This is a genomic window from Bradyrhizobium elkanii USDA 76 (assembly GCF_023278185.1).
GTDB lineage: Bacteria > Pseudomonadota > Alphaproteobacteria > Rhizobiales > Xanthobacteraceae > Bradyrhizobium > Bradyrhizobium elkanii.
Genome location: NZ_CP066356.1, coordinates 6,195,306 through 6,212,713, shown reverse-complemented (window position 1 = coordinate 6,212,713; position 17,408 = coordinate 6,195,306). Strand labels below are relative to the sequence as shown.

At 63.8% G+C, this 17,408-nt stretch carries 20 protein-coding genes; 12 read left to right on the top strand and 8 right to left on the bottom strand.

The window, feature by feature from the left end; genetic code table 11:
* Window positions 1–15: 15 nt before the first annotated feature.
* From JEY66_RS30020 to JEY66_RS30010, 3 genes are all read left to right on the top strand, one after another.
* Window positions 16–432, top strand: a complete 417-nt coding sequence (locus tag JEY66_RS30020; RefSeq protein ID WP_016841793.1) for a hypothetical protein — start codon at window positions 16–18, stop codon at window positions 430–432.
* Between the two features lie 94 nt (window positions 433–526).
* The gene (locus JEY66_RS30015; protein ID WP_018270675.1) at window positions 527–1,555 is read left to right on the top strand and encodes an NAD-dependent epimerase; all 1,029 of its coding nucleotides are present in this window, start codon (window positions 527–529) and stop codon (window positions 1,553–1,555) included.
* Window positions 1,556–1,736: 181 nt separating this feature from the next.
* Window positions 1,737–1,994, top strand: coding sequence for a hypothetical protein (locus JEY66_RS30010; RefSeq protein ID WP_244620849.1), 258 nt, complete (start codon window positions 1,737–1,739; stop codon window positions 1,992–1,994).
* A 236-nt stretch (window positions 1,995–2,230) separates the two neighbouring features.
* On the opposite strand, the gene JEY66_RS30005 is transcribed toward JEY66_RS30010, so the two are convergent.
* Window positions 2,231–2,470: a hypothetical protein gene (locus tag JEY66_RS30005; RefSeq protein ID WP_129964914.1), complete on the bottom strand. Its 240-nt coding sequence runs from the start codon at window positions 2,468–2,470 to the stop codon at window positions 2,231–2,233.
* 294 nt (window positions 2,471–2,764) lie between these two features.
* Here JEY66_RS30005 and JEY66_RS30000 point away from each other — a divergent pair, with 294 nt between their 5' ends.
* Window positions 2,765–2,974 carry a hypothetical protein gene (locus JEY66_RS30000; RefSeq protein WP_016841790.1) on the top strand — a complete coding sequence of 70 codons (210 nt, stop codon included), beginning with the start codon at window positions 2,765–2,767 and terminating at the stop codon, window positions 2,972–2,974.
* A 185-nt stretch (window positions 2,975–3,159) separates the two neighbouring features.
* On the opposite strand, the gene JEY66_RS29995 is transcribed toward JEY66_RS30000, so the two are convergent.
* The gene (locus JEY66_RS29995) at window positions 3,160–3,348 is read right to left on the bottom strand and encodes a hypothetical protein (protein WP_018270678.1); all 189 of its coding nucleotides are present in this window, start codon (window positions 3,346–3,348) and stop codon (window positions 3,160–3,162) included.
* Window positions 3,349–4,015: 667 nt separating this feature from the next.
* Between JEY66_RS29995 and JEY66_RS29990 the strand changes: the two genes are divergently transcribed.
* Window positions 4,016–4,390: a helix-turn-helix domain-containing protein gene (locus tag JEY66_RS29990; RefSeq protein ID WP_018270679.1), complete on the top strand. Its 375-nt coding sequence runs from the start codon at window positions 4,016–4,018 to the stop codon at window positions 4,388–4,390.
* A gap of 13 nt (window positions 4,391–4,403) precedes the next feature.
* On the opposite strand, the gene JEY66_RS29985 is transcribed toward JEY66_RS29990, so the two are convergent.
* Window positions 4,404–4,709, bottom strand: coding sequence for a hypothetical protein (locus JEY66_RS29985; RefSeq protein ID WP_016841787.1), 306 nt, complete (start codon window positions 4,707–4,709; stop codon window positions 4,404–4,406).
* Between the two features lie 119 nt (window positions 4,710–4,828).
* Between JEY66_RS29985 and JEY66_RS29980 the strand changes: the two genes are divergently transcribed.
* Window positions 4,829–6,247 (top strand): undecaprenyl-phosphate glucose phosphotransferase, encoded by a 1,419-nt coding sequence (locus JEY66_RS29980; RefSeq protein WP_244620848.1) that lies wholly within the window; start codon window positions 4,829–4,831, stop codon window positions 6,245–6,247.
* A 28-nt stretch (window positions 6,248–6,275) separates the two neighbouring features.
* Here the strand turns inward: JEY66_RS29980 and JEY66_RS29975 are convergent, their stop codons facing one another.
* The 5 genes from JEY66_RS29975 to JEY66_RS29955 all read right to left on the bottom strand — a co-directional run bounded on the left by JEY66_RS29975 (window position 6,276) and on the right by JEY66_RS29955 (window position 9,752).
* Complete coding sequence (locus JEY66_RS29975; protein WP_129964915.1) at window positions 6,276–6,884, bottom strand: hypothetical protein; 609 nt, start codon at window positions 6,882–6,884, stop codon at window positions 6,276–6,278.
* The gene (locus tag JEY66_RS29970; protein WP_018270682.1) at window positions 6,877–7,653 is read right to left on the bottom strand and encodes a metallophosphoesterase family protein; all 777 of its coding nucleotides are present in this window, start codon (window positions 7,651–7,653) and stop codon (window positions 6,877–6,879) included. Before JEY66_RS29970 ends, JEY66_RS29975 begins: the two co-directional genes overlap by 8 nt.
* 7 nt (window positions 7,654–7,660) lie before the next feature.
* Window positions 7,661–8,944, bottom strand: a complete 1,284-nt coding sequence (locus JEY66_RS29965; protein WP_018270683.1) for a hypothetical protein — start codon at window positions 8,942–8,944, stop codon at window positions 7,661–7,663.
* A gap of 109 nt (window positions 8,945–9,053) precedes the next feature.
* Window positions 9,054–9,338, bottom strand: a complete 285-nt coding sequence (locus JEY66_RS29960) for a hypothetical protein (protein WP_129964917.1) — start codon at window positions 9,336–9,338, stop codon at window positions 9,054–9,056.
* Between the two features lie 105 nt (window positions 9,339–9,443).
* The gene (locus tag JEY66_RS29955; RefSeq protein WP_129964918.1) at window positions 9,444–9,752 is read right to left on the bottom strand and encodes a hypothetical protein; all 309 of its coding nucleotides are present in this window, start codon (window positions 9,750–9,752) and stop codon (window positions 9,444–9,446) included.
* Window positions 9,753–10,049: 297 nt separating this feature from the next.
* On the opposite strand from JEY66_RS29955, the gene JEY66_RS29950 reads away from it, so the two are divergent.
* The 6 genes from JEY66_RS29950 (at window position 10,050) to JEY66_RS29925 (ending at window position 17,407) form a co-directional block, all read left to right on the top strand.
* Complete coding sequence (locus JEY66_RS29950; protein WP_018270685.1) at window positions 10,050–11,162, top strand: polysaccharide biosynthesis/export family protein; 1,113 nt, start codon at window positions 10,050–10,052, stop codon at window positions 11,160–11,162.
* Between the two features lie 31 nt (window positions 11,163–11,193).
* The gene (locus JEY66_RS29945; protein ID WP_129964919.1) at window positions 11,194–12,708 is read left to right on the top strand and encodes an O-antigen ligase family protein; all 1,515 of its coding nucleotides are present in this window, start codon (window positions 11,194–11,196) and stop codon (window positions 12,706–12,708) included.
* A 58-nt stretch (window positions 12,709–12,766) separates the two neighbouring features.
* Window positions 12,767–13,429, top strand: coding sequence for a hypothetical protein (locus tag JEY66_RS29940; RefSeq protein WP_041482630.1), 663 nt, complete (start codon window positions 12,767–12,769; stop codon window positions 13,427–13,429).
* A 129-nt stretch (window positions 13,430–13,558) separates the two neighbouring features.
* Window positions 13,559–15,832, top strand: coding sequence for a polysaccharide biosynthesis tyrosine autokinase (locus tag JEY66_RS29935; RefSeq protein WP_026192527.1), 2,274 nt, complete (start codon window positions 13,559–13,561; stop codon window positions 15,830–15,832).
* Between the two features lie 13 nt (window positions 15,833–15,845).
* A complete protein-coding gene (locus JEY66_RS29930; RefSeq protein WP_018270689.1) occupies window positions 15,846–16,658 on the top strand; it encodes a hypothetical protein in 813 nt (270 codons plus the stop codon).
* Window positions 16,655–17,407 carry a class I SAM-dependent methyltransferase gene (locus JEY66_RS29925; protein WP_018270690.1) on the top strand — a complete coding sequence of 251 codons (753 nt, stop codon included), beginning with the start codon at window positions 16,655–16,657 and terminating at the stop codon, window positions 17,405–17,407. Before JEY66_RS29930 ends, JEY66_RS29925 begins: the two co-directional genes overlap by 4 nt.
* Window position 17,408: the final 1 nt, after the last annotated feature.

Genomic DNA, 17,408 nt, shown 5'->3' with positions numbered 1-17,408 from the left:
ACCGGATACTGACAGATGTTTCAGCTGTTTTTGCGGTCTCGCGCGCAGGACCTGATCAGGTCGCGGCGCGGCGAGGAAGGTTTCAAGGCACGCTCGGCCGAGCGCGATGCCGAGACCGATCGCGCCCGGATCGGATCGATCATGGCCGCGATCGAGGCTGCGTTGCAGGCGGCCGAGAGCGAGCAATCCGGTCTTGGCCGCCGTGTCGACGATGTTCTGGCCCGCGCCGCGGTAACCCTCGGCAACGGCACCGACGAATATCTGGAACGCGAGGCGCTTGACAACTATCATCAAGACCTGTTTGACGCCGAGATCTCCAACGGCCAGCGCCGGCTGAAGGAATTGGCGACCGAGATTGCGCACTTCAAGTTCATGAAGGCCGCGGTCCTGAGCCGCTTTCCGGACTACAAGCCTCCGGCCGCCGGCAACTGACGCCTAGCGGGGCGCAACGCGCAGGCAGCTGCGGCTGCCGCGTGTGACGGCTGATCCGGAAGGTCCGGCGCAAGGCGAAAGGCACAGGCAAAACTTGGTGATCGCAGGCAATCTACTCGTCACGGGCTGCGCCGGCTTCATCGGCTTCCATCTGGCGGAGCATCTGCTGCGGGCGGGGCAGCCGGTCATCGGCCTCGACAATCTGAACGACTATTACGACCCGGCGCTCAAGCGCGCGCGCCTCGATCTGCTCAAGCAGCACCGTGGCTTCACCTTCGTGGAGCTCGACCTCGCCGACCGCGCCGGCATGAAGGCGCTGTTCGAGCGTTATCGCTTCGAGGTCGTGGTGCATCTCGCCGCGCAGGCCGGCGTGCGCTATTCCCTGCAGAACCCGCACGCCTATGCGGATTCCAATCTGGAGGGCTTCCTCAACGTCCTCGAGGGCTGCCGGCACACCGCGTGCAAGCACCTGTTGTTTGCGTCCTCATCGTCGGTCTATGGCGCCAACACCAAGTTGCCGTTTTCGGTCCACGACAATGTCGACCATCCGGTCAGCCTGTACGCCGCGACCAAGAAGGCCAACGAGCTGATCGCCCATTCCTACAGCCATCTCTATCGCGTACCGGCGACCGGGCTGCGGTTTTTCACCGTGTATGGGACATGGTATCGGCCGGACATGGCGCTCTATGCGTTCGCCGACGCGATCACCAAGGGCAAGCCGATCCAGCTGTTCAACAACGGCAACATGCGGCGCGACTTCACCTATGTCGACGACGTGGTCGAGGCGATGATGCGGTTGATCGGCCGCGCGCCGGAGGGCGACGTCAACTGGTCGGGAGCGCATCCCGATCCGGGCTCGAGCCGGGCGCCGTGGCGGGTCTACAATATCGGCAACAGCAGGCCGGAAGAACTGATGCAAGTGGTTGCGCTGCTCGAGCGGGGCTTCGGGCGGCAGGCCGAAAAGCAGTTGTTGCCGATGCAACCGGGAGATGTACCGGAGACGTCGGCCGACGTCTCCGACCTGGAGCGTGAAATCGGCTTCCGCCCGCAGACGCGGATCGAGGATGGCATTGCCAGGTTTGTCGCCTGGTATCGGGCCTATCACGACGTCGATCGGACCTAGGCGCCGCGAGAATCGACGTCACGTTTCAACACGTGGCCAGAGCCTGATCTTCGCGCACACGCGATCCGCGTTTGTCGCGACGGAAAACCGCTTCGCACTTTTCCGGATCATGCTTTAGTGCGCTCCTTGCGAGTCCGGGCTCGAGAAAAAAAACTGGTTCAGCTTGGAACGGAGTGTGGCAATGCGAGTTATCTCCGGTTTTGCGATCGCTTCAGCCGTGATCATGATCTCCTGCGCGATGGTTCCGGCGCATGCGATCGACGTGCAGGTGGCGCGCGCCTGCGATGCTTTGGTGGCGAAGGCATTTCCGCCGCTACAGCCCGGCAATCCCGCTTCCGGTAGCGCGAGGGGCGGTGCGAAAGCCCAGCGGGACTATTTCAACAAATGCGTCGCCAATGGTGGCAAGATGGACGACGATACGCCTCCTAAATCGAAATAGCGCGCGATCGCGACGCGCGTGGCGAATTAGCGATGCTTATGGCGAATCTTCGCTGTCGCTGCTGTTCGTGGCGACTGTGCAAGCACGTATGAGTGAAGCGACAAGCGCGCGAAAGCCGTTCGCTCTCTCTGTTCAAGCCGGACGCTTCGGTCCCGCTCATTTTAATTAGAATAGCGTTAGCGCGTTTGGATCCGGCGGAGGCGAAATCGCGCTTGGTCCGATGTCCAGCGTTGAATTCACTTCGCCGGATTGCTCGAGCGATTCAGAACCGTCAGAGCTGCTTCAATATTCGCAACCGATCGAAACACTCTGCGATCCTTGATGGGCGTGGCAGCAGCAGATTTTGCGTCTACGGAGCGGCTTTGGTGGAATATCTTGTGTGCACCCGAACGCGCCCTTTGCCGTGCGATCGCTAACACGGCGACATTGTGATAGCCGGACAATGCCCGTTCAGCATTGCAGGACACGGCAGCCATCAATGATCACCGAGCAATATCATGCGCTTGGTAGAGCTTCTGCCGCGCATTGAGCCGCGTTGTCCAGCCGCGCGCCTTATCGTTGCCGCTGCCAACTCATCTGCACGACACATCAAAGGCCGCCGATCGAGCGCTTCGCGATCAGGTTGTGGAACCTGATTGAGAAAATTTAACTCGGAGCCGTGTTGGTCGCAAACCTGCCCCATTAACCGCCTTCCATGTGCGCGGAATAACCCTGTCATCGAAACTTCAATCACATCGCTCATACCCTTAACCGCAGAGCGAGGGCGCGCCATGAAGCAGCACAAAGTTCAACATTTGCATCAGCCGATCGAAGAGGCGTTGCTCGCGACCAATCAATCGCTGCGCAACGAAGTCGTTGCGCTGATGCTTGATATCGCTGAGTTACGTGAAATCCAGGAACGCCCGGGCTCGTCGCGTTCGTTCGGCATGTCTCGTGAGCAGAACACCCCGCGCGTCGCGCTGCGCCGGGTTCACAGCTGAAGTCCGTCAGCCTCTTTCTCACCGGCAGATTATGCGGCCACACCCTCGCCAATCCGGCGAGCATGCTGGCACGCCTGCAGTTGCGGACATTTCAATTCTAAATTGAAGAATGCGTCGGCCCAATGTTCGTTCAGGCGGCCGGCGGACGTTGCTGCGGACAATCGCGGTCGTGAGGGTGGGGGCGGTCAGTGCTCCTGCGGCACGGACTTGCGTGCCCCGGCATCGGACAGACGCTCGCGCAGGATCCAATTCTGCAAGACCAGTTCGACCGCGGTATGCCGGAGCTCGCAATTTTCTGCGACGAGGCGTTCCAGGATGTCGGCCGCCTCGCTGGACGCGGGTTGGTTCCCTTCGAAGACCTTGAGACGCGCCATGGTGTCGATCCTCGCAAAAATGTTGATCAGAGGCTGGCTCTGACAAGCGTCAGCACGGAATGGTTCGTGGATGATCGGGCGGACGTGGTTCCGCCTGATGGCCTCGGGTGGGAAAGCGCTTAATTGATAATTTGGGGATCGAGATATGAGCGTTAGGTTTCGTGAAAATAATCCTCAAATATGTTGAAACCCTCATGACACCTAACGTCCTAGTAACTACTGCTGGGCGTGTACGCCCGCAAGCGGCCGGACGCGAAAGTCGCGGGATTAATTTGTTAGAAATTTGTGAAAGTTGCGCTTGACCGATGAGGCGATTATCGCGGCGAGGCATGGCGCACTCACAATCTGTCGAGAGACCGATTGAATATTCTCATTTGCTTCCCGTTTGAGAATGCAAACAGTGCGCCAGTTATCCAGATCAAACTCTCATACACAGAAAGTCGTATAACTTTTTTTATCGGGCCCTTTCAGCGGAGGAATATTCCCCGTATATTCCGTTCAATACCTTGCAGCTTCGGCGTTTCTTCGCACTATGTGTTGCTGCCGACCGGCAAGTTCGAGGCTCCCGAAAGGCCCCCGGGAAACCCTCAATTTGAATTTCCTGTTGCATTTACATAGCTTATAGGCCATGCGATGATTGCTAATCTAGGGGGCAATGAGATGACCAATGAGGCGTCATTCTACTGAGGAGATCAGTTCCAAGGTCAAACAGGCCGAGGAACTCATGGCGCGGGGGCAGTCCCAGGCCCAAGCGTGCAAGGTGCTGGGCGTTAGCGTGATGACATTTCATCGCTGGCGCAAGCAGGAGGCCGCACGTGGCCACCAGGCGAATGGTACTGTTACCGAATTCGCCGCTCGCACCGATGATCGAGATGGGATCCCCCCTGTCCATAACCGTATTGATGAATTACGGCTGGAAAATGAACGGCTGCGCCGGATCGTGACCGACTTGCTGCTCGAGAAAATGAAGATCGAGGAAAAGCTAGCGCTCAGGTCCGGCGGCGGGAGCGGCTTGCCCCGCCGTGGTGAAGCCCAAAGCTGACGTAAGCTATCCGTTAGTGGATACGTGAAGGCCTGGGAGCCAGCAGCAGCTGGTCGCTCAGATGTGCCTTCTCCGACCTTGCGCGCAGCTCTTCGAAGATCGGACGCAGTCTGGCCTGTGCAAGGTCCAGACCTCTGACGATGTCCTGATTCGGCATGTCGGCCGGGAAGCGGGCCGCTCGCAGCTTGGTCTCGATCGCCTTGACCAGCACCTCGACGTCGTCGCGGTGCTGGCCTGCGACGAGTTCGGCGCCCATCAGGCGGATGAGATGGAGGAGGGCCACCAGCGCGGCCTCGGTTTCGCCAGCCGATGAACTCATGCGCGCTCTCTATCCGATATCCGCAGCAGGTCTTGCGAGCTCACGACTCGCCTGATAATACACATATGAATTGTTAACACGAATGTTAATTCCCGATGACCGACCTTTCGGACGCTCGATTGGCGAAGGTACCGGTTAACTTCGGCGCCTTCTCGTTCGCTTTCGCCTCCCTCGAGGCGTTTGCCGTCGCGTTCGAGATGATAATCGTCGTGCTGTCCAGCATCGTCGGCGGCGCGGCCTATCACCTCTTTTACTACCACACGGTTTATAGCAACAGCTTCGAGGGTTTTCTAGGGATCGGGGTCCTCGCCGCCATCCTTCACATGTTCGTGGCGAAGTCGCAGGGCCTCTACAATGCGCAGGTGCTGGCCGGTCTCGACCGGCGCTGGAGCAGCCTGCTCGGCGGCTGGCTGCTGGTCGTTCTGCTGATGACCCTGATTATCTTCCTCTTGAAGGTGGGTTCCGGCGTCTCGCGCGGATCGGTGATGTCATTTGGCCTGATCGGCGGCCTCGGGCTGGTCACCGGACGGATGCTGCTGCAGGCGCCGCTGCAACGCGCGATCGACCGCGGCATGTTGGCCACGCGCCGCGCGGTCGTGGTCGGGATGGCGGACGAATTGTCCCGGGTGCGGCAAGCGAGCCTGCTGCGCGATTTCGGCCTCAGCGAGGTGCGACGGGTCCAGCTCTCCGGATCGTCTGACGACGCCGGCGACCGGGCCGCCGTCGCGTCAGCCATTCGTGCAGCCCGCGAGAGCGGCGCCGACGAGATCATCCTGGCCATGCCCTGGCAGCAAGAGCCGCGCATCCAGTTCGTGTGCGATCAGCTGCGGGCATCGCCGCTGCCGGTGCGGCTGCTGCCAGACCGGACCGCGGAACGATTCCTGGCGCTGCGGATGGTGGCGACCGGCCCGATCCCGACGCTGGAAATGCAGCGCTCGCCGCTTACTTCGCTCGAGCGCGCCGGCAAGCGGCTGTTCGACATCGTGGCATCCAGCGGCCTCCTGGTGCTGTTCGCGCCGCTGCTGATCGGAACGGCGATTGCGATCAAGCTCGACTCCAGGGGGCCGGTCCTGTTTCGGCAGCGCCGCAACGGCTTCGACGGCAAGCAATTCACCATCCTCAAATTCCGCTCGATGCACGTGCTCGAGGATGGCGATGTCATCACGCAGGCCCGCCAGAACGATCCGCGGCTGACCGGGATCGGCACGACGCTGCGCCGCCGCAGCATTGACGAGCTGCCGCAGCTGGTGAACGTATTGCGCGGCGACATGTCGCTGGTCGGGCCGCGGCCGCACGCACTGGCGCATGACGATAAATATTCGAAGCTGATCGCGAGCTATGCGCAGCGCCAGCACGTCAAGCCCGGCATCACCGGTCTCGCGCAGGTGCAGGGGCTGCGCGGTGCGACGCCGGCGATCGAGGACATGCAACTGCGCGTGGCGCACGACCTCATCTACATCAAGAGCTGGAGCTTCGTGCTCGACCTGCGCATCCTGCTGCGCACGGTCGGTGCGGTGCTGCGTCACAAAGGTATCTGACGGCTGGGCATCCGGCGCCAGGCGCGCCTTACTCCGGAATGCTCTGGTTGGCGTCCTTGAATTCCGCCTCGATGATGCGCCGGTTGGCGTCGCCAGCCACGCGATAGGCCTGCCCGATCGCGCCCTTCAGCTCCGGCGCGCGGGTGAGGATCAGGCGGATCTGCCGCTGCAGCAGATCGATCAATTCGACGTCGCGCGTGGTGTCGACCTGCGCCAGCAGGATCAGGCGCGGCGCGATCAGGTCGCTGCGGTTGAAGCCGGTGTAGTAGGACATCTTCAGCGCCTTCGACGCGGTCGGGTTCAGCCAGTCGAACCGTCCCGTTGCCGAGGCGAGGCCGAACCAGGCGCCGGCGTCCATCGGCGAGAGCCGAAGCGCACGCGTGAACGCGGCTTCGGCGGCCTCCGGCGACGTCTGCAATTCGCTCCAGCCGTTGCGCAGCCACAGCTCGCCTCTGACCAGGCCGACCTCTGCGGCGATCGCCGGTTTGCCGCGCAATGCATCGGCGGCAAGCCACCACGCCGACAAGGCCAGCGTCGCCGCGCCGATCGCAGCGGCGGCCGGCACGAAGGCCCGCGAGAGGTGCCTCGCATTCCGGCCGATCGCATCAGCCATCGTGTTGGCCATCGTCTTAGCCATGGCGCGCGGCCCGGTTGCCGGTCATCAGGAGGGTTCGCCGTGCTCCTTCGAGCTTGACGCAGGTCAGGCGGCCGGTCGCATAGGCGCCGGTGTCGACATTGATGCGGTTGCGCAGCAGCTCGGCCTCATGCACCGGCGTATGGCCGTGGACCACGACCTTGCCGAAATCATCTTCCGACATCAGGAAGTCGTCGCGGATCCAGAGCAGATCCTCCTTGCGCTGCTGGTTGAGCGCGATGCCGGGCCTGACGCCGGCATGGACGAAGAAGTAGCGTTTGTGCACATAACAGAGCGGCAGCGAGCGCAGGAAGGCGAGATGGGCCGGCGGCATCTGGCGGATCAATTGCCGGGCGAGCGCCCTTCGTTCGGAGGCGTCGGGATTGGGCGAGGGCGTCAATCCGTAGGACATCAGCGTTTGCAAGCTGCCGAACTGCCGCCATTGCGCGAGCATGTCGGGATTGACGAGAAACTCCAGCAGGCAGGCCTCGTGATTGCCGAGCAGGCAGACCATGCTGCGGGTGCGTCGGCGTTGATCGAGCATGGCGATGACATCGCGCGAATCCGGTCCGCGATCGATATAGTCGCCGAGGAAGACCTGGATCGGTCGCGCCGGCCGGAACCGCCGGATATCGGCATCGATGCGGGCGCAGATCTCGTGCAGCAGATCGGCGTGACCGTGGATATCGCCGACGGCGTAGATGCAGGTCTCGTCGCCCTCATGTTCGAGATCGCCGGCATGGCCGACAAGACGCTGGAGGAAGCGGCGCATCTGGCGTCTAGCCCGCCTGCAACCGTGAACGGCTGATCCGCTGTGCCAGTCCTGTTCCGATCACGGCTCCCAACACGATCACTCCGGGCAGCGCCGGCAATTCCGGCAAGGTGAAGCCAGCCAGCAGCAGCGTCAGCAGGACGGCTGCGGCCGATGCAGGGTAGGACCAGTCGCGGCCGCGATTGCGCGCACCGGCCGTGAACGCTGCGATGCCGACGATGATAGCCGCGACTGAAGTCCAGAACATGGCGGAACCGAACTGGGCGATCAAGGCCGCCGTGCTGGTCACAACCACCGGCCGCGTGGAGGCGCCCTGCCAGTCCATATAGGTCGACGCCAGCGTTGCTGTGGTGCCGGCGCCGCTGCCGAGCGCGGGCAGGTCGGCGAGCAGATTGTGGGTCGATTGCACGAACTCGGACGGTGCATGAACAAAGGCGACCGCAAGCGGCACGTCGGGATGGCGATTGGCGATCGCCGTCGCCAGGGCGATCAGCGCGATCGCCGCCGCAGCGGCAGCGCTGCTCCAGCGGTGCAAATGAAGTTTCCGCGCGGCGAAGGTCATCAGGACAAGGGCGATGCCCGCGGCGAGTGCGATCGCGGCGCCGCGCCCCACGTACCAGCAGGCGCTGGCGGCGCAGAACAGCGCGCCGGCGGCGAGCAGCCAGCGCAGCCGTGTCAATTGGGCTGCGGTGCGGCCGTCAGCGTGTCCGCCGACGTCGAGCGCGCGCGCAAGGCTGAGCGGAACGCCAACGAGAGCGACGACCAGGAATCCGCTTGCCGTCTCATCGCGCGCAGCGCCAGGCCAGACTTTGATCGGATCGCTTGATAGCAGCAGGATCAGGGCCGCGACGGCCGCCGTTGCTGCAATGGTGCGGGCCAGCACATCGGCGCGGCGGGCGTCGATCGCGATCGCGGCGGCGGTGATCATGACCGACACGAGTGACAGCCAGATCAGCAGCGTGCCGAGGCTTGCGCCGGTGTCGATCGTGATGCTGCCGCTGAGCTGTGCTCCCAGTGTTTCGCCGGCGAACTTCCACACCGGATGCGCCAAGGCCGCCAGTGGCAGCATCTGCAGGACGATCCAGAGCATCGGCAGAAGCGCCGCCGCAACAGCGGGACCGGCGACCGACCTCAGGAAGGACAGCTCACCTGGACGGATCGCCACGAGGCTTGCGAGCAGCCCGAGCGACGTCGCCGCGCCGACGGGACCAGTTGCGAGCGATGCGTCGATGAGACCCAGCGGAATCGACGCCCCGATCAAGATGCAGATGAAGGCCGTGACGTTCCACACGGGAGGGGGAGGTCCTGCGGAGGATGAGACGCAAGACAGCGGGATGCCCCGGGCTTGCCGCGAGGTCAACGGAAATCGGCCGCGCCAAAGGGGGCAGTGAGATGCCCTGCTATTGCGAACGGCGCAGGGCGAGACGCGGTGTCGAGGTACGAGACCGGAACGGCGGCGCGAAGGTGCCTGCCAGATAACCGACTTGCAGCGCTACGATCGCGATGATCATGAGCAGCGCGGTTTCCGACCACGACAGGCGCGCGACCCCGATGGCGGCCAGCAGCGCGAGCTCTGCGAGCGCCACCGGCGCCAGCACCAGACAGTGCTGGCGCAGCCCGAGAACGGTTCCGCCGATCAAATTGCCAAGAAAAACAAATAACATAACCAAACCCTGCGCCCGCATGGTACCGGGCCGGGCCTAAGCCGGGGTTAACCCGCACGCCGCAAGCGGCCGGCGTGACGCCGGTCGACGCTCGAATGACCAGTGGGTTTGTTAATCGATTAACATTCAGAACGGGCGCAGATCACCGTAACTATAGGCCGCCCAATAATCGCGGCCGCCATACGGTCCATAGGCGCCGTAGAGCGGCGCGCAAGAGTAGCGATCGGGACAGCCGTGCCAGCAAACCCGTTTCCACTGGCAGACGTCGCCACGACAATATTGCAGCCGCTGACAGTTGCCGCCGACCCGTTGCACGGCGCGCGGCGCAGGAGAAACGCTTAGTTCTGCGGCAAAAACGCCGGAGCCACCGAGGGGGCCTGGCAGCGGCAAGGCGACCATTCCCAACGCGATCGCCAGTGACTTCATGCGGGCCATCGAACCCTCAATCGGTTAACTTAAACCATCTCATTCACAGATAACGGGAACATCGGACGAAATCAAAGCCGGAGTGACGGCGCGCGGGGCTTTGTCTCACAGCGGTGCGCCGGTGTCGCCGATTTGCCTCACCTCGCTAACATTATTTATCAATTGCATCGCAATATATCGCGAAACCTTGTGATTATGATAGTCGGCGTGTTACGGCACGGCCGGAGTATTTAAATGTCGCGTACGATTTTCATTCGGGTAATGTTATTACTTGCGTCCGCCTGTTGGGTCAGCGGTTGCCATTACATGCCGACCAACGGTCCGACGAGCTCCGATGTCGTGGCCGGGCAGCGCGATCCTGAAAGCCTGCCCTATGCGATGGTCAAGATCACACCGCAGATCGAGAACGTGCTGGCGTCATTCGCGCCGCAACTTGCCGGCGGCATCCAGGGCCCGCCGCCGAAGGACATCCGTTTCGGCATCGGCGACGTCGTCAGCGTCACGATCTTCGAGGCCGCCGCCGGCGGTCTGTTCATTCCGGTCGAGGCCGGCGTGCGTCCCGGAAACTACATCACGCTGCCCAACCAGAACGTCGATACCGACGGCAACATCTCGGTGCCCTATGCCGGCGCGATCCGCGCCAAGAGCCGCACGCCGACCGAAGTGCAGCGCTCGATCGTCGATGCGCTGAAGAACCGCGCGATCGAGCCGCAGGCGGTGGTCGCCCTGATCGAGCAGCGCACATCGCTGATCTCCGTGCTCGGCGAGGTCAATTCGCCGAACCGCTTCCCCGCCAACGCCGCGGGTGAGCACGTGCTCGACGCCATCACGCGCGCCGGCGGCCCGAAAGGGCAGGGCTTTGATACCTGGGTGATGCTGGAGCGTGACGGCAAGCGCACCACTGTGCCGTTCGGCCAGCTGGTCTACGAGCCCAAGAGCAACATCTACGCGCATCCCGGCGACACCATTTATGTCTACCGTGAGCCGCAGACCTTCGTCGCCTTCGGCGCTTCGGGCGCGCAGGGCCAGTTCAATTTCGAAGCCTGGCGCATCTCGCTCGCCGAAGCGGTCGCCAAGGCGGGCGGCCTGAACGACTCCTCGGCCGATCCGGCCTCGGTGTTCGTCTATCGCGGCGAACTGCCGGAAGTGGCCGCCAAGCTTGGCGTCGACGTCAGCAAATATTCAGGGCCGATCATTCCGGTCGTCTACAACATCAATTTCCGCGATCCGGCCGGCTATTTCCTGGCCACGCGTTTCCAGTTGCGCAACAAGGACGTGCTCTATGCGTCGAACGCGGCATCCGTCGAGGACGCCAAGGTGATGCAGCAGATCCGCCTCGTGACCGCAACGGTGAACGATCCGATCGTGGCCGCCTACAACGCAACCTTACTTCGTAATTCGATCAAGCTTGCGCCCTGATACTGGGGCGTGAGCCGGCACGGCCGGCTTCATGACACGTTTGCGACTAGCTTCCGGCTCGGGCGAGGCGACGGCATTGCCGTGGCCCGTGCGCTGGTCGTCGTGGCTGTTCTGCGCCGTCGTCGCGCTGGCGCCGCTGCCGCTCGGCTCGATCGGTGCTGTTGCTCCCGCGATCTGGTCGATCCTGCTCGGGATTGCACTGCTCGGGGTGTTGCCGATGCGCCTGCGCGGCAGTCAGCTCGCGATCCTCGCCGTGACGGCGCTGTTGACGGCGCTTGCCATGCTGGTGCTGCGCGAGCAGTCGGCGCTTCGGCCCTGGTCGGGTGTGGCGCCGAACGCGTTGTGGGCACAGGCCGGCAAATTGCTGCCTGCCGAGCTGCCGCCGGCCGTGTCGATCGCGCGCAGTCAGCCGTTCTACTCGATCGGCGTCGGGATCGTTTGCCTGCTCAGCTTCGCCATCGGCGTCGTGCTCGGCGCCAACCGCGGACTGGCGCGCGGGTTGTTGCGGGCGGTGGCCGCGGCGGGCCTGGTCTATGCGATCTGCGGCATCGTCACTTTTGCGATCGATCCCACCCGGATCTACCTGCTGCACGAGAAGCAGGCGCACCTGGCGTGGCTGACATCTCCCTTCGTCAATCGCAACACTGCCGGCATCTATTACGGTTGCTGTGCGCTGATCTGGCTGTTGTTCGGCTGCGAGCTGATCGAGCGGCATTGGCCGTCGCGCCGCGCCAGCCTGTCACGGCTGCTCGCGCGCCTCGATATGCCGGCGCGGCGCCGGCTCGCCGGCCATGCGTTCGGCTGGCTCACCTGCCTGCTGGCGATGTTTCTGACCGGCTCGCGCGGCGGCGCCGGGATCTCGCTGCTCGCTGCGGTCGCAGCCGCCGCGATCTTCTTTCGCAACCGGGTGCCGCGCCGCTACGGCATGATCGTGGCGCTCGGCGTCGGCAGCCTGGTCGCGCTGGCACTGCTGCAGCTTCTCGGCGGCGGCGTCGGCGCGCGCTTCAGCACGATGGGCCTGTCGGATGAGGGACGGTTCTCGACCTATCGCGCAACGTTGCGGATGATCTGGGACCACCCTTGGCTCGGCGATGGTTTCGGGACCTTCGAATGGGTCTATCCGGCCTATCGCACCGACGACATCTCGCTGCGCGGGACCTGGAACCGGGCGCATAACAGCTGGCTCGAACTGGCGTCCGACGGCGGAATGTTAATGGCCGGCGCCACCATGATCGCGCTGCTCGCAGCGTTCGGCGTGCTCGCGCATGGCGTGCGGACCCGCCACCGCGACGTGATCGTGCCGCTCGCGGCGCTCTGCGCGTCGGCCGCCGGCGCGCTCCATTCGATGATCGATTTCTCGCTCCAGATCACCGGCTATGCTGTTGTAATCGCGGCCTTGCTCGGGGCAGGCCTGTCGCAATCCTTCCGCTCGGGCAGGGGCGGCTCCGGTGGCGGCTCCGACCGTGACGCCCATGTTACGGTCGGGCGGCAGGTTAACGTTGATTTGGCGCGCCGAAGCGGGGGCGCGGCCGGCGAGGCTATTTAATTGGCGCGATAACTCTGACTATGCTAACGAACTGTTAGTATTCGTTAGGGAGATAGCTGTGTTCACATTTGAGCGATCCGGCGGTTTTTCCGCTCCGCGCCTCGCGATGCTGGTGATGTTGGTGCTCGCGGTGCCCGGTGGCGCGGCGATGGCGGAGACCCCTGGCGGACTGATCCAGCTGTCCCAGGCGGTCACCAATTTCAAGGCCAATCCGGAGCAGCTGCTGACCCAATATCCGAATGCGGGCGTGGAGTTGACCTCGCGGGCGCGCGATTTCGCGCTCAACGATCCGACGTCGCTCGACCCGCTGATTGCGCTGATCGCCAAGGCAAGCAAGGATCAGAAGACGGCGATCGCCGCCGGTCTCGCCCAGGCCGCGCGCATCGTGGTGCGCAGCAACCAGCCCTACGCGACGCGCATCCAGCAGGCGATTGCCGACACCAAGGATCTCGACACCGTGATGGCGTTTGCCGCTGCGTCGGGCGACAGCGGCACCGCTGCGACCGGCGCCGGCGGCGCGGGCAGCGCCGGTGCATCCGGCGGCCAGACCAGCGCGCTCGGTGCCAGCGGCGCCGGAGGCGGCACGCTCGAGGCCATCGACGGCAACAGCGTGAACACCGGCATTTTCAGCTTCACCTCGTCGGTCAGCAGTTCGGGTAGCACGACGACCGGTACGGCCACGGGCACTGGCACCACACTCATTTCAACAGTAACTCCCTGAGCGGACGTCCGATCGCCAATGGAGAACTCTCTGCAGCAACGCGCTTCGGTGTCGGCGGCGGGACGCTTCGCAGGATCATTGGAGGGCGCGAGGGCAGGCATCAACCTGCCGGCGCGGCGATAGGACGAAATGCTTCAGCGCAACCAGATTTCGCCGTCTGTCGACTTAAGAAATCGTCCGGCCGAATTGCCGTCGCTGGCGGAAACCTTCGACGCCTTCGGCACCTATTTGCTCCGGCAATACTGGGTCATCCTCGGGACCGCCGGGCTCTGCCTGTTCGGCGGCATCTGCTATCTGATGACGGCGGCGCCGAGCTATACGGCGCTTGCCACGATGATCATCGACACGCGCAAATTCCAGGCCTTCCAGCAGCAATCGCCGGTGAGCGAGGCCCCGGTCGATTCCGCCGCGGTCGAGAGCCAGGTCGAGATCCTGAAATCGGAGAATGTGGCGCTCGCGGTGATCCGCGACCTCAAGCTCAACGAGGATCCGGAATTCGTCGGCTCGAGAGCCGGCGCGGTAGGAGCTGTGGTCGATTTCGTGTCCGGCCTGCTCGCCGGCGGCGCGCCGCCCACCGAGTTCGACCGGACCCGGCGCGCGGTCCGCACGTTCCAGAAGCAGCTCGACGTCCGCCGCCGCGGCATGACTTATGTGATCGAGGTCAGCTTCCGATCGCTCGATCCCGAGCGCGCGGCGCAGATCGCCAATGCCGTCGCCGACGCCTACATCGTCGACCAGCTCGATTCCAAGTATCAGGCAACGCGGCGCGCCAGCGTCTGGCTGCAGGACCGCATCCAGGAGCTGCGCACGCAGGCATCCAACGCCGAGCGCGCGGTGCTCGACTACAAGAAGACCAACAACATCGTCACCTCCAGCGGCAAGCTGCTCAACGAGCAGCAGCTCGGCGAGCTCAACACCCAGCTGCTCCACGTGAAGTCGCAGGTCACCGACGCCAAGGCCAAGCTCGACCGCATCGAGGCGGTGGTGAAGGGCGGCGTCCCCGATGCGACGGTGGCCGATACCCTGAACAACCAGGTCATTACCAAGCTGCGCTCGCAATATCTCGAGCTGGCCAATCGCGAGGCCGACTGGTCGTCGCGCTACGGCTACAATCATTTGGCCGCCGTCAACCTGCGCAACCAGATGCGCGAGATCCAGTCGTCGATCGTGGACGAGCTGAAGCGGCTCGCCGAAAGTTACAAGAGCGACTATGCGATCGCCCTGCAGCGCCAGAACGAGATCGAGCGCGCCGTGAACGACTCGGTGTCGCAGTCGCAGTCGACTAACCAGGCGCAGGTCACGCTGCGCGAGCTCGAGAGCTCGGCGCAGACCTATCGCTCGCTCTACGACAATTTCCTGCAGCGCTACATGGAAAACGTGCAGCAGCAGTCGTTCCCGGTCAGCGAGGCGCGGGTGATCACCCGCGCCTCGCGTCCGCTCGGCAAGAGCCATCCGCAGACCTTGGTCGTGCTCGCGCTCTCGGCGCTCGGCGGCCTGATCGCCGGGCTCGGGCTCGGCGTGTTGCGCGACCTCTATGACCGGGTGTTCCGCACCGCTGAAATGGTCGAGACGATCCTCGAGGCCGACTGCGTCGCCATCGTTCCCCGCGTCTCGCCGGGCCAGATCAAGGCGCCGGTCGCCGGTCGTTCCAATCTGCCGATCGGTCCGCGCACGATCCGGCGCGGCGACGAGCCGGTGCTGTGGGCGGCGATCGATTCGCCGTTCTCGCGGTTCTCGGAAGCGATCCGCTCGATCAAGGTCAATGCCGACCTCAACGTCACCAAGCCGTCAAAGATCCTCGGCCTGACCTCGGCGCTGCCCAACGAGGGCAAGTCGACGCTCGCCTTCGTGTTTGCGCAACTGGTTGCCCAGAGCGGGGCCCGCGTGCTCCTGATCGATTGCGACCTGCGCAATCCCTCGCTCAGCCGCAAGGTCGCCGCGACTGCCGAGCGCGGCATCCTCGACGTGCTGTCGAACAATGCGACATTGCAGGACACGCTATGGCGCGATCCCGAGACCGGCCTCGCCTTCCTGCCTGGCGCCACGCGCTCGCGCATCGCGCATTCGCACGACGTGCTGGCCTCCGACCAGATGAGGGATTTCATCGACGGGGCCCGCAGCCATTATGATTACGTGATCGTCGATTTCCCGCCGCTCACGCCGGTGGTCGATGTCCGTATCACCGCCCACTTCGTCGATTCCTTCGTCTTCATCGTGGAATGGGGCAAGACCCAGGTGCAGGTGGTCGAGCGCGCGCTGCGCAGTGCGCGAGCGGTCAACGAGAACCTGCTCGGCGTCGTGCTCAACAAGGCCGATATTGCGGCGATGAGCCGCTATAGCGGCTATGGCGGCAAGAACTACTATTACAACTCGCACTATGGGCGATATGGCTACACCGAGTGAGGCGCACGGTGGGATGCCCGGGCGCGCAGCCGCCTGGCTTGCGCGCGGCTTGCTGGCCGCGGTCGCGTGCTCGTCCGTCGCCTGGGGCACCACCACCTTGCCGGACTTTGTCGACCAGACCCGGCTCGACGGCGCAAAGGACCTGATTCTTCGCAACGTACCGGTCAGCGACGCCGAACTCGATGACCTCGGTCCGCTGCTGTCGCGCGCCGTGGCGGAAAAGGATTGCATGCCGGCCATCGATCGCAGCGCGGCGGTGATCCGGTTGCGGCGCGCCGAGAACGCGCTCGCATCCGGCGAGCAGGTCGACGCCCGGATGGGCGAGCTTGACGAAGCTGTCCGCAAATCGCTCGGCTGCGCGCCGGCCGATCCCTATCTCTGGCTGGTGCTGTTCTGGCTTCGCAATACGAGGCAAGGTTTGAGCGACGCCAATTTCGACCTGCTGCGGATGTCGTACCGGCTCGGACCGAACGAGGGCTGGATCGTGGTCAAGCGCAGCGCGATGGCGCTTACAATGTTCGACGCGCTGCCGGCCGACCTTTCGTCCGACGTGGTTGCCGAGTTCGCGCGTCTCGTGAAGACCGAACTGTACACCGAGGCAATCGATCTCCTGAAGGGACCGGGCTGGGTGCACCGCGACAAGTTGCTGGCCGGCCTCGCAGCTGTCCCGCAACGGAACGTCGACATCCTGACCACCACCATGGCCGACATTGGATACGATCTCGACCGCCGCTCGCCGGCGGAGCGGCGCAATTGGCAGCACAAATCGAACGATCGCTTCGACGAGCTTGCCCGAATGCCGCCGGAGGCGAGGGCTAGGCCATGACGATGGAATTTTGCGTCGGACAGCACAACGCGCATTATGAGGGCGTCTATTCGGCGCAGGAGCGCGACTGGCGCCGCGTCTGCGCGGTCGACAAGGCCGATCATATCGCCGGCTTGCTCGGCGCAGCCGCCGCGAGGGTCGGCAATGTGCTCGAGGTCGGCTGCGGCACCGGCGCCGTGCTGGCGCGGCTGTCGGCGATCGGCGTCGGCCGCGACTTCACCGGCATCGACGTGATCGATCCCGCGACCAATCTGGAGATCGACGGCGCAGCTTCAGCTCCATTCCGCTGGTCCAGCTATGACGGTACGACGATCCCGTTCGCCGACGGATCGTTCGACCTCGTCTATGCCAGCCACGTGCTGGAACACGTGCCCGAACCGCGCGCATTGCTTTACGAACTCGCCCGCGTCTCGCGGGACTTCATCTATGTCGAGGTGCCCTGCGAATTGCACGCGCGGACCAGTCGCCGGGCGCTGCAATCGACGCTCGACATCGGCCATATCAATTTCTACACGCCCGATACGTTTCGGCTGCTGCTGGAGACCGTGGGGCTCAAGGTCAAGGACTTCGGCACCTGGGACCACAGCCTGCCGGTGCATGCTTTTCATTCGTCGCGGATGAAGGGGCTCGCGAAGAGCATCGTGCGGAGGTCGCTGTTGACGGTCAGCCCAGGGGTCGCGACCCGTCTTGCGACTTATCATTGCGGGGCGATCTGCCGGCACGACTCGGCGCCGCCACAGGACCGATAAG

Coding starts and splice junctions, on each gene's coding strand:
- JEY66_RS30020 (WP_016841793.1), top strand. CDS start 16: ATGTTTCAGCTGTTTTTGCGGTCTCGCGCGCAGGACCTGATCAGGTCG.
- JEY66_RS30010 (WP_244620849.1), top strand. CDS start 1,737: ATGCGAGTTATCTCCGGTTTTGCGATCGCTTCAGCCGTGATCATGATC.
- JEY66_RS30005 (WP_129964914.1), bottom strand. CDS start 2,470: ATGGCTGCCGTGTCCTGCAATGCTGAACGGGCATTGTCCGGCTATCAC.
- JEY66_RS30000 (WP_016841790.1), top strand. CDS start 2,765: ATGAAGCAGCACAAAGTTCAACATTTGCATCAGCCGATCGAAGAGGCG.
- JEY66_RS29995 (WP_018270678.1), bottom strand. CDS start 3,348: ATGGCGCGTCTCAAGGTCTTCGAAGGGAACCAACCCGCGTCCAGCGAG.
- JEY66_RS29990 (WP_018270679.1), top strand. CDS start 4,016: ATGAGGCGTCATTCTACTGAGGAGATCAGTTCCAAGGTCAAACAGGCC.
- JEY66_RS29985 (WP_016841787.1), bottom strand. CDS start 4,709: ATGAGTTCATCGGCTGGCGAAACCGAGGCCGCGCTGGTGGCCCTCCTC.
- JEY66_RS29975 (WP_129964915.1), bottom strand. CDS start 6,884: ATGGCTAAGACGATGGCCAACACGATGGCTGATGCGATCGGCCGGAAT.
- JEY66_RS29970 (WP_018270682.1), bottom strand. CDS start 7,653: ATGCGCCGCTTCCTCCAGCGTCTTGTCGGCCATGCCGGCGATCTCGAA.
- JEY66_RS29960 (WP_129964917.1), bottom strand. CDS start 9,338: ATGCGGGCGCAGGGTTTGGTTATGTTATTTGTTTTTCTTGGCAATTTG.
- JEY66_RS29955 (WP_129964918.1), bottom strand. CDS start 9,752: ATGGCCCGCATGAAGTCACTGGCGATCGCGTTGGGAATGGTCGCCTTG.
- JEY66_RS29950 (WP_018270685.1), top strand. CDS start 10,050: ATGCCGACCAACGGTCCGACGAGCTCCGATGTCGTGGCCGGGCAGCGC.
- JEY66_RS29945 (WP_129964919.1), top strand. CDS start 11,194: ATGACACGTTTGCGACTAGCTTCCGGCTCGGGCGAGGCGACGGCATTG.
- JEY66_RS29935 (WP_026192527.1), top strand. CDS start 13,559: ATGCTTCAGCGCAACCAGATTTCGCCGTCTGTCGACTTAAGAAATCGT.
- JEY66_RS29930 (WP_018270689.1), top strand. CDS start 15,846: ATGCCCGGGCGCGCAGCCGCCTGGCTTGCGCGCGGCTTGCTGGCCGCG.
- JEY66_RS29925 (WP_018270690.1), top strand. CDS start 16,655: ATGACGATGGAATTTTGCGTCGGACAGCACAACGCGCATTATGAGGGC.